This is a genomic window from Rhizobium sp. BR 362, assembly GCF_036528765.1.
In the GTDB taxonomy this organism is placed as follows: domain Bacteria; phylum Pseudomonadota; class Alphaproteobacteria; order Rhizobiales; family Rhizobiaceae; genus Rhizobium.
Genome location: NZ_JARWGH010000043.1, coordinates 25,031 through 34,635, shown reverse-complemented (window position 1 = coordinate 34,635; position 9,605 = coordinate 25,031). Strand labels below are relative to the sequence as shown.

The window sequence follows — 9,605 nt, the reverse complement described above, 5'->3', positions numbered from 1 at the left end:
GGCCAGCGCCGTTATCTACAGTCTGATGCTCACCTGTCGCGCCTGTGGCGTCGACCCTCTCACCTGGCTGCGCCAGGTGCTCACTGAGTTGCCGCAGCGCGACGAAACCGCGGACATTGGAGACCTGCTACCGTTCAACTTCTCCAAAAACTCTGCGGCCTAACAGAGCCGGATATCGCTACCAACCAACGCGAGGGCCGTTCAGGGATGCCGACCCGTCAATGTGCATGGAAAATCGCGCTTACCCTGTATTGGTACCAAGGCGAGGAGTTAACGCCGTCTCAGGGGCCTGCAACGAGGCAAAGCCGACGCAGCGGGACAGAAAACCTCAAAGCCTGCCCTCGCCACCAAAATTTCTTTAAGATTATTAGTCGACAACCGAACGGCGTCTTCATGCCGAATGATCGTTCCGATCCGCCCAGGCCAATTCGATCATCGTTCCCGGCAAACATTTCATATGAGGGAGCCGCAGGTTTCGAACAGCAGCGCCCGGATCCAACGATGTCCACCGTCGCGATGGGTGCGTTCGTGCCATGCGGCGATCTTCGTGAAGCCGGCTATGTCCACAGGTGGATCAATGAACGCCAGACCGTCGGCCCTCGCCGCCAACCGGCGCGGAATGACGGCGACGAGATCGCTTGATCGCACGATGTCCAGCAGGACAAGAAAACTGGGTACGGATATGACGACCCGCCGCGACCGCCCGAGCTGGGCGAGGGCTTCGTCGGTCGCGCCCCAAAAAACGCGTCCGGTGTGAGACATCAGCGCGTGGTCAAGCGCACAGAAACGATCGAGCGTCAGCCGTCCGCACGCGGCTTCCGGATGGCCGGCTCTGAGTGCGCAGACATAGTCCTCACTAAACAGGCGCCGGCTCCGCAGCCCTTCGGGCGTGGTATCGGGAGTGAGCAGAGCCAGATCGATCTCTCCCTTCTCGAATTGCGCCGCGAGACGATCATTTTCGACAGGACAGACCGCCACGTGAATGCTTGGTGCTTTTTGCCGCAGCGCGGTCAGGAAAGGCACAACGGCTGCCTTCATGGCGTAGTCCGTAGCCGCAAGCGTAACCGTCAAATCCGCCGTTTCCGGTTCGAAGCGAGGCCGCGAAAGCAAAACCTCAATCTCGCTCAGAACTTGTTTGACAGGCCCGGCGAGCTCAAGTGCCCGAGGCGTCGGGACAATGCCACGCTGACTGCGGATGAACAGCGGGTCGCCGAAACTCTCCCGCAGCCTCGTCAGCATGCCGCTCACCGCCGGCTGCGTTAGCCCCAACCTTGCCGCAGCGCGCGTTACATTGCACTCGTCAAGCAGCGCATCAAGCGTCTTCAGCAAGTTGAGGTCGACAGCTCTGATATCAGTCATTCTGATAACAAAAATACAAAATAGCTATTGGATTTATTTCTCGTATCGCACCATTTGTCAATCATCTGTTGAAGCATGGCCGCCCTGGCCATCCAACTCGACGAGGAAACAGCATGAGCGATATTATCTGGCCGAAAGGTTATGTTCCCGGTTTTACGGACAATTACTGCTCCAATGAGGTCATTGTTACCGGCCTGACGGTCGCCGATGTGTGGCCCTATCTCAACACTGCCACTCTCTGGCCAACCTACTATGCCAACTCCGCCGATGTTGAATTCGACGACGATAAAGGCCCGGAACTGAGTGCAGGCTTGCGTTTCCGTTTCAAGACCTTCGGCTTCCCGGTCAAAGCGGAGGTGGTGGAGCATGTCGCGCCGGTTCTTGGTCAGCCAGCCCGAGTTGCATGGCACGGCTGGGCCGAAGGCGATGCCGAAACCCGCCTCGACGTGCATCACGCCTGGCTTCTCGAAGATCTCTCGGGCAATCGTCTGCGAATCCTAACCCAGGAAACGCAGGTCGGGAAACCGGCCGAGGTTCTGGCCGCAGCCAAGCCCAATCCGATGATCAACGGCCATCAGGATTGGCTCGACGGCCTGGTCGAAGTGGCCCGCAAAAAACAAAAGTAATCGAGGCCATGTGCCCCGCTCTAGGAAGGTTGGAGCCGCTTAAAGATCACCGACGGCGTGACAGGAGCGGTACTCGCCCATGTCCCCGCACCGGCCGTCTGCCCGCATGGCTAGCCCAGCATTGCCTGGAACCGCGAAGCCGAACTCGTTTCGATCAGGATTGCAAGCCGCCGGATATAGCCAACCTACACTTTGGCATCATATGGCCAGTGCTTCCGTTCGATAGGCTGGCGCGCCGGCCTGGCGCATTCTCCCCGACATTGGTTAGGTCCACCGCAAGACCAACGCAATTTTAAAAACGCAAATCGGGAGACTGGACATGAAAATCCTTATTATTGGCGGCACAGGCCTCATCGGTTCAAAGACGGCGGAACGGCTGCGCAAGAAGGGTCACGAAGTGATCGCAGCCTCTCCGAATACTGGAGTGAATACCATCACCGGCGAAGGTTTGGCCGAGGCGGTTGCCGGAGCCCAAGTCGTCCTTGATCTGGCGAATTCGCCCTCTTTCGAAGACAAGGCTGTTCTGGAGTTTTTCGAAACGTCCGGCCGAAACCTGCTTGCCGCGGAAGCGGCGGCCGGCGTCAAGCACCATATCGCGCTCTCGGTCGTCGGGACCGAGCGTCTGCCGAAGAGCGGCTATTTGCGCGCCAAGATGGCTCAGGAGAATCTGATCAGGCGCTCCGGCATCCCCTATACCATCGTTCACTCGACGCAATTTTTCGAATTCTTGGGCGGCATCGCTCAGGCAGCAACGGTCGATGGCACCGTGCATCTGCCGGCCGTCAATTTTCAGCCGATCGCGTCTGACGACGTCGCCGATGTCATGGCGGACGTGGCGCTGACCCCGCCGGTGAACGGCATCATCTATATTGCCGGGCCTGAACGCGGGCGCTTCACCGACATTGTCGCGCGCTTCCTGAAAGCGAGCAACGATCCGCGCAAGGTCGTTGCGGACCCTCATGCGCTTTATTTCGGTACGGAGTTGGATGACCGCTCCCTCGTTCCTGGGGAGGGAGACAACCCGCGTCTAGGCGCCGTCCACTTCGACGCTTGGTTCAACCAGTCTGCTCGCAAGAACTGACGAGCGGGAGCCCGAGGCCCGGTTAGCGCCAGCTTGTTTGCCGAGTTCGTTGTCGACACGGACGAGACCAAGCTGACGACCTGCGAGAAATGAATTCAACCATCTTGCGGCAAGAGGCCCCACCCTCCCGACACTTGCCGCCACCTCGAAGTGGCGCCGCCTTGTGGCGCCACTTCGATCGAGCTCTTCTTTATCGGGGCCGAAGTTCCGAAAAATTCTTTCGGTGGCACCGATCCAAAGCCTGCACTCTCCGAAGCTTCCGCATACGGCAGCCTTCGGGGAATGACGCAGGCGAAGGCTCGAACGAAACGATTCTTGCCCCGGCTGTGGTCACGGGGCACTGTTCAGGAGGCCATGATGCTTATCGAACGCCTATACCCAATGACATCGGCTCGCCTAATGGTAATCGACATCAATGCCACACTGCAAACCGCCGCCCTTTCGCTTTCCAATCCCGGGATAGGACTAGCCGTCGTCAGCGGCGAGAATGGGGAAGCGACCGGCGTGCTCAGCAAGTCCGACCTTATCCGCCACCTGACGGATCGAGAGCCAAACGCCTCGGTAGTGACGCTCATGAGTCGGAATATCGTCTCCTGCGATCCCAATGATGAGCTCCTGGCCGTCTGGAAGATCATGGTGGCGCAACGCCTTCAAAACATGCCGGTACTCGGCGCGGATGCGAAGCCACTCGGCGTTCTCGATATCCGCGATGCGATGAAGGTGCTTTTTGAGCAAGAAGAGCTGCAGGAGCACATGCTGGCGGATTACATAGCGGGAATGGGCTACCGGTAGCGGGCGGCGGCGTAAGATCGGCCGGACGATCTCGATGTCCATCATCGCCAAGGTTTGCCGCTGTCGCATTCCGGGGCCGCCTGGATTGAGATCGTTCCTTCGCATTTGCCCGAGCCGCCCGGCTCGCCGGAACCAAGCTTCTCCACGCGCCGAAAGATGATCATCATGCTGCAGGCCTATCTTGACGGACTTGCGACGGCTTCCCTTGCCTGGCTGCTCATTCTCGAGTTGGCTGGGATAGTCGTATGGCATTTGATCCCGCGTTGGCGGGTGAACCTGCGGCTGATCGTAGAGATTGCCTTCTTCACCGCGATGACGGCCGTTCTTATTTACAGCGACATCTCGCCCCGCCAGTTTCAGGGCTACGGGCTTGAGGACGCGCATGCTTTTATCGTCATGATGGCGAAGTTGCTGTGGTGGCTTCATCTCGCATGGGCGATCATTGGCTTCGTACGCATCTATCTGGTTCTCGAAGGCAATCCACGTGAGGCCCACCTTCTACAGGATATTGTCGTCGGGGTGGTATATCTTTGCGTCAGCTTGTCGGCGCTGGCTTTCGTGTTTGGCGTTCCGATCGGAACGCTGGTCGCTACGTCCGGCGTAATTGCCATCGTTCTTGGCTTGGCACTTCAAAACACCCTGGGAGATGTCTTTTCGGGCATCGCTCTCACGCTCGGGCGCAGCTATTCTTTGGGCGACTGGATTCTGCTTGCCGACGGGACGGAGGGCCGCGTCATCGCCAGCACTTGGCGGTCGACACAGATTCTGACCGGAGCAAACAATGTTGTCGCTCTGCCCAATAGCGTGCTCGCCAAACTCGGACTGACCAATATCAGCCAGCCCGATGAAACGCATCTCCTCAAAATGACGGTGCGGGTCGCACCCACCCGCATGCCCTCCGTCGTCGAGGAGGTCATGCAATCGGTTTTGGCCGGCTGTAACTCGATCGTCCGGGAGCCGCCGCCACAGGTGGCGCTGAAGAATCTGGATGCCGTCGCCCTGGAACTTGAGCTGCAGTTCTGGGTAAAGAACCCTTTGCTACGGACGAAAGCCCGAAATGAGGTGATGGACCTGTTTTATCGCCATTGCAAATCCGCCGGCTTGCTGTTGGCGATGCCGCCATCGGCCATTGCGCTTATGAACGAGCCGCCGACCGAGGAGCGCGCCAGGCCGCCTGAGATAACGCCGCTTGCCCTTATTGAGGCGATTCCCATTTTCCTTGGACTGACACGGTCCGAAAAGGAGCTGCTGGCCCGATCATGTGCGATCCGCGAATATCAGAAGAATGATGTCATTGTTCATCAGGGACAGATGCTGGCCTCGATGATGATCATTCGCGCGGGCATCGTTGCAATGCGTTATGGCGAGCAGGAGCAGAGACGGCTTTCGCCCGGGGATTTCTTCGGCGAGAGCGGCTTGCTTGCAGGGATGGGAGAAGTGTGCACGCTTCAGGCGCACACCCGCGTCACCGTCTACGAAATCGATCAGCAGAGCTTCGCGCCCCTGCTCGACGCGCGCCCGGCTATCGCGGAGGAGATAGCCACACGACTCTCCGCCCGTGCCGATCACATCCGCCATCTACCCCTCTCCACAAAAGGACAGGAGCGAAGTGCACGCGCCTTCCTGAAGGCGATGCGGACGATCTTCGGCAGCTAGCATTTATCAGGCACATTGCCATAAGCGGCCAAGTGAAGCGGCGAAAGTCGCCCCGTCAAAAGCCGCCGGCAGGCTCGGCGGCTTTCAGGGCCTGTTTGACTGTTCTCTTCGAGATTCCGAATCCTTATCGCGTGCCCGTCAATTTGGAGAGTGGTCGAAGTCCGGCGCTTTTCCCGAGGCCAGACTCTTTTTTTCTGAATTTGATAAGGATTTCCTCGCCGTCCACAGAGGCCCGCGTTCGCTCGAGATCTTCCCGTTCGGCGGCGGCCTGATTCCAATGTTCCTGATCGCGGCCGTTGGGACGCCCTGCTTCTTCCCACAGAGAATATGCACGCCTTTTGATCCACTCATGTGCCTGGTCAGTCGGCATTAAGGTCTCCTCCACATCAATGGTTATTTTTCGGAAATTTTTATGCGATGAATGTCGTGCCGGCGGACGCCAACATTTTGGTGGGAATTCTCGCGCCCTCGATCACGGACGAGAAACCAACATTCCAAAGGAATGTTCCGTGCCTCTGACAAAAAATCCTGGGCGCCGTGGATCGGCCCATCTGAAAGGATGACCGAGCTCTTTCGCGGCAGCCACCGCCAAGCTCTTGACGCCCGAAGGATGCTTCACAATTATCTATTTAGTTACTAGCGTCGCGCTTGGTTCGAGCTCTTCGGGAGACATCGCGTTGGCGAACGTCACATATCCAATCCTGCAACCAAGCGGAGAAGACGATGGTTACCGCCATTGATGTCAAAGCCCCAAGAATGTCGCTGGCATTTTCGACACTTGGCTGCGCAGAACTGGAATTGGACGAGGCCCTGGCTCTGGCAGCACGCCATGGTCTTGATGCCATCGAAATTCGCGCGCTCGGCGGCATGATCGATCTGCCGGCCTATTTTGCCGAACGGTTCGGTACGCCGGCGGGCCTCGTCCATGCCCTTGAGCGTTCGCCGGTCGCCGTTTGCGCACTCAACACCTCCCTGCGTCTCGTCGGCGCTACGCCGCAAGCGAAGGAAGAGTTCCTGCGCTATCTTCCATGGGCCGAGGCGGCCGGCATAACGGCGCTGCGCATTTTCGATGGCGGCGGTACGGGTGATGCAGGCGAACTTTCCGAGGCGCTGTCGACGCTGGAATGGTGGCGCGAGACCGCCCGCCGCGAGGGTTTCGCATCGGATATCATGGTGGAGACACACGACTTCCTGGTGCATCCGGAGGCGCTCGGCCGCTTTCTGGAAGCGGCCCCTGATTGCGCTCTGCTCTGGGACACGCATCACACTTGGCGCAAAGCCGGACAAGATCCTGCGGCGACCTGGAAGCAAGTATGTCACAACGTCAGGCATCTTCATGTGAAGGACAGCGTCTCGAAGGCCAGCGGGACACTGCCATATACCTACACGGTTCCTGCCGCCGGCGAGTTTCCGATGTCTGCGCTGCTCTCCACATTGGTGGCCGACCGCTATGACGGTGTCATGAGCCTCGAATGGGAGCGGCTATGGCATGCAGACCTCCCGCCGCTCGATCACGCCCTTCGGGCGGCAAGGCAAGCGAACTGGTGGCCGCAGTCCGATGAAAGCGAATCGCGGCGCTGATTCGGTTATGGCTTTGATGCGAGCCTCGCCCAAAAAACTTGTATGCCGGATGCATCCCTCAATATAGCGATCCTGTGGCTTGCGGCCAAAGATTGTTGCCGCTTGTTTGGGCAGTAATTGAATTAGTAACTCAAAAAACTCCTATCAATTGAATGTTTGATGATACTAGTTTACATATTAGGAATATATTGATTCTAAATATGCTGTCGCCTCGACGCGACATATTCTGCTTGCGGAAGGGAAACTCTAGTTACTTGAGTTAGAGGATGTCGCGCAGATGGAAAAGGCAGCTTTTGGGCACCAGAAATCCCATGCTCCCAGCCCGTTTGCGTCATTTTCGGACGTCGGCTTTTCGTTTCGCTGTCCATCTTGCGACCATTGGAGGCTTGATGAGCGGTAAACGAGACCGGATTGAAAGGGCGCATAACGCTCTGATTTTGAAAGCGATCGCCAAGGGCGGCCTGAGCTTTGTCGTACAGCCGATCCATGATGCCAAAAACATCGAAGAGATTCTTTATGCCGAGTGCCTCGCGCGCGTAACGGATGCCGAAGGCGTCGTTCATACTGCGGGCGCCTTCGTGCCGCAGTTGGAGCGATTGGTCGGTCGCTTCGACCTCGATTTCCGTATGCTGGACATGATTTTGGCAGCCTTGACGGCGAATCCAGCACTGACGCTCGGCTGCAATCTATCCGCAGCCACCTTATCGGCGCCGGATCGATTTGCCGATATTTTTAACCGAATCAGCCAACAGCCCGAACTCGCGTCCCGGCTTGTCGTTGAAATTACCGAGACCTATCCGCCCGTCGGCGCCGCCATCGAACGGGTGAAAATGATACGGGCACTCGGTTGCCGCATCGCCGTCGATGATTTCGGTACCGGCTTTGCGACCCCCGCGCACCTGCTGCAGGTCTCGGCCGATATCGTCAAAGTCGACGCGGCTTTTGTCCGGGATATCAGGCCGGGGCACAACGGCGGCGACAGCCTTTATCATCTGGTCGGTTTTGCGTCCTGTCTTGCTTCCACGGTGATTGTCGAGGGAATCGAAACCGAGGCGCAATTGGAGGCGGCGCGCGCGAGTGGCGCGACGCATGTGCAAGGTTTCCTTCTGTCCAAGCCCGTGGCGCTTCAGCAGCTTCCACAGACAAAGGGCAAATTCGGTCTGCGGGAGGTCGGATGAATATTCCACCTCCTGTCCCGCGAAGCTGCTTGGCAAAACGAACCTACGGTTTGAAGCCTATCGGCCGGAGGTGCGGCTTTCCTGCCTTCCATGCCGCTTGGATCGCGGAGGTGATGGCATGATCAAACATCCTTCCTTGCCTCGCAATTCTGATTTTTCGGCCGCGCAGGACGTGCAGGCGCAAGCGCGGCTCAATCTGCTGTTCGAGGAATTGCAGGGTCTGTTTCCGGGCACCTCCTATATCGACAGCGGGTTGCCGTTTGCTCTCGTCGGCGGAGACGAGCCGCACATTGTCATTCACAACCTGTCGGGAGATACCACGGGACGCGTGACGATCGATGCCGAAAACGGCCTTTACGTCTTTTGCGAACTCGACCGCGCCGCCGGTATCGTTCTGGCGACGGCGAGCGAAGAGCGGCTGATCGATGAAATCGTTGCACATCTCTCCGGCGGCGACGAAAACCTTACGCCGCTTACCGTGAACACCGCTGTCGGCGTTCTGGTCGGCCAGACCGTGGAAGATGTCGAGCGCAAGCTCATCCTTCAGACGGTGCGTCACTGCAACGGCAATCCAACCTATGCCGCCTTCATGCTCGGCATTCCTCTCATCACCCTATGCACCAAGCTGGCAACCTACTTTGCGGATCCGGCAAAGGACTTTGCAGATGCGGATGGCCATGCCGAGCCCGTGAAGAAAGATCGACAATGAGCAGGCGTCCTCAACAAGGGATGCCGAGCATGCTGCAAACCAAAACCTGTGGAGTTCGAAGCCAATGCAAGATTCACGAATGGGTTTGTTCACGAAGCAATCGCGCGAGGCGGCCCATGCCAGGCCACACGAGATCCGGGAAACGATGATGGACGGTTTCAGCAACCGAAAAGACCTGCCTCAGCCGCAAATGCATGTTCTGTTTGAAGGCTGCGTAAAGATTGTTTCAGCCTATGTCAGCCACAACCCCGTTCTTGTCGGCAGTCTTCCGAAGCTGATTGCGGATGTGCATGAGGCGCTGCAGGCTTTGAATAGATCCGCATTTCCGCTGGAGCAAACCAGACCGATTCCGGCCGTCGATCTCAAGAAATCGGTGACGAACGACTACATCATTTGCTTAGAAGACGGAAAACGCTTCAAGACGCTCAAGCGACACCTGCGTGTTCACTACGGCATGACGCCCGAGGAATATCGCGCAAAATGGGGCCTTGCTCCCAACTATCCGATGGTCGCGCAGAATTATGCGAACCGCCGTTCGGAACTTGCCAAGCTCTCCGGCCTCGGCGCCAACGGTAACAAGCCGCAAGAATAATGGCGCCCTGGGGAGGGCGCCATTATCTTTT

Annotated in this window: 11 protein-coding genes; 9 read left to right on the top strand and 2 right to left on the bottom strand. The window is 57.9% G+C overall.

Features of this window, described 5'->3' with window-relative positions:
• On the top strand, nucleotides 1–163 hold a 163-nt coding region (locus QDY28_RS27810), incomplete at its 5' end, for a transposase domain-containing protein (RefSeq protein WP_331384523.1).
• A gap of 290 nt (nucleotides 164–453) precedes the next feature.
• Here QDY28_RS27810 and QDY28_RS27805 read toward each other — a convergent pair.
• Nucleotides 454–1,359 (bottom strand): LysR family transcriptional regulator, encoded by a 906-nt coding sequence (locus QDY28_RS27805; RefSeq protein ID WP_331384521.1) that lies wholly within the window; start codon nucleotides 1,357–1,359, stop codon nucleotides 454–456.
• 113 nt (nucleotides 1,360–1,472) lie between these two features.
• Here QDY28_RS27805 and QDY28_RS27800 point away from each other — a divergent pair, with 113 nt between their 5' ends.
• The 4 genes from QDY28_RS27800 (at nucleotide 1,473) to QDY28_RS27785 (ending at nucleotide 5,514) form a co-directional block, all read left to right on the top strand.
• Nucleotides 1,473–1,985 (top strand): SRPBCC domain-containing protein, encoded by a 513-nt coding sequence (locus QDY28_RS27800; protein WP_331384520.1) that lies wholly within the window; start codon nucleotides 1,473–1,475, stop codon nucleotides 1,983–1,985.
• A 319-nt stretch (nucleotides 1,986–2,304) separates the two neighbouring features.
• Nucleotides 2,305–3,066: an SDR family oxidoreductase gene (locus QDY28_RS27795; RefSeq protein WP_331384519.1), complete on the top strand. Its 762-nt coding sequence runs from the start codon at nucleotides 2,305–2,307 to the stop codon at nucleotides 3,064–3,066.
• 357 nt (nucleotides 3,067–3,423) lie between these two features.
• Nucleotides 3,424–3,858: a CBS domain-containing protein gene (locus QDY28_RS27790; protein WP_331384518.1), complete on the top strand. Its 435-nt coding sequence runs from the start codon at nucleotides 3,424–3,426 to the stop codon at nucleotides 3,856–3,858.
• 165 nt (nucleotides 3,859–4,023) lie between these two features.
• Complete coding sequence (locus QDY28_RS27785) at nucleotides 4,024–5,514, top strand: mechanosensitive ion channel family protein (protein ID WP_331384517.1); 1,491 nt, start codon at nucleotides 4,024–4,026, stop codon at nucleotides 5,512–5,514.
• A gap of 124 nt (nucleotides 5,515–5,638) precedes the next feature.
• Here QDY28_RS27785 and QDY28_RS27780 read toward each other — a convergent pair whose 3' ends face one another.
• Nucleotides 5,639–5,884 carry a DUF2934 domain-containing protein gene (locus QDY28_RS27780; protein WP_331384516.1) on the bottom strand — a complete coding sequence of 82 codons (246 nt, stop codon included), beginning with the start codon at nucleotides 5,882–5,884 and terminating at the stop codon, nucleotides 5,639–5,641.
• 353 nt (nucleotides 5,885–6,237) lie between these two features.
• Between QDY28_RS27780 and QDY28_RS27775 the strand changes: the two genes are divergently transcribed.
• From QDY28_RS27775 to QDY28_RS27760, 4 genes are all read left to right on the top strand, one after another.
• Nucleotides 6,238–7,095 (top strand): sugar phosphate isomerase/epimerase family protein, encoded by an 858-nt coding sequence (locus QDY28_RS27775; protein ID WP_331384515.1) that lies wholly within the window; start codon nucleotides 6,238–6,240, stop codon nucleotides 7,093–7,095.
• A gap of 389 nt (nucleotides 7,096–7,484) precedes the next feature.
• Nucleotides 7,485–8,273 (top strand): EAL domain-containing protein, encoded by a 789-nt coding sequence (locus QDY28_RS27770; RefSeq protein ID WP_331384514.1) that lies wholly within the window; start codon nucleotides 7,485–7,487, stop codon nucleotides 8,271–8,273.
• Between the two features lie 118 nt (nucleotides 8,274–8,391).
• Nucleotides 8,392–8,982: a helix-turn-helix domain-containing protein gene (locus tag QDY28_RS31090; protein ID WP_442967601.1), complete on the top strand. Its 591-nt coding sequence runs from the start codon at nucleotides 8,392–8,394 to the stop codon at nucleotides 8,980–8,982.
• A 148-nt stretch (nucleotides 8,983–9,130) separates the two neighbouring features.
• Nucleotides 9,131–9,574, top strand: a complete 444-nt coding sequence (locus tag QDY28_RS27760) for a MucR family transcriptional regulator (RefSeq protein WP_442967603.1) — start codon at nucleotides 9,131–9,133, stop codon at nucleotides 9,572–9,574.
• Nucleotides 9,575–9,605: the final 31 nt, after the last annotated feature.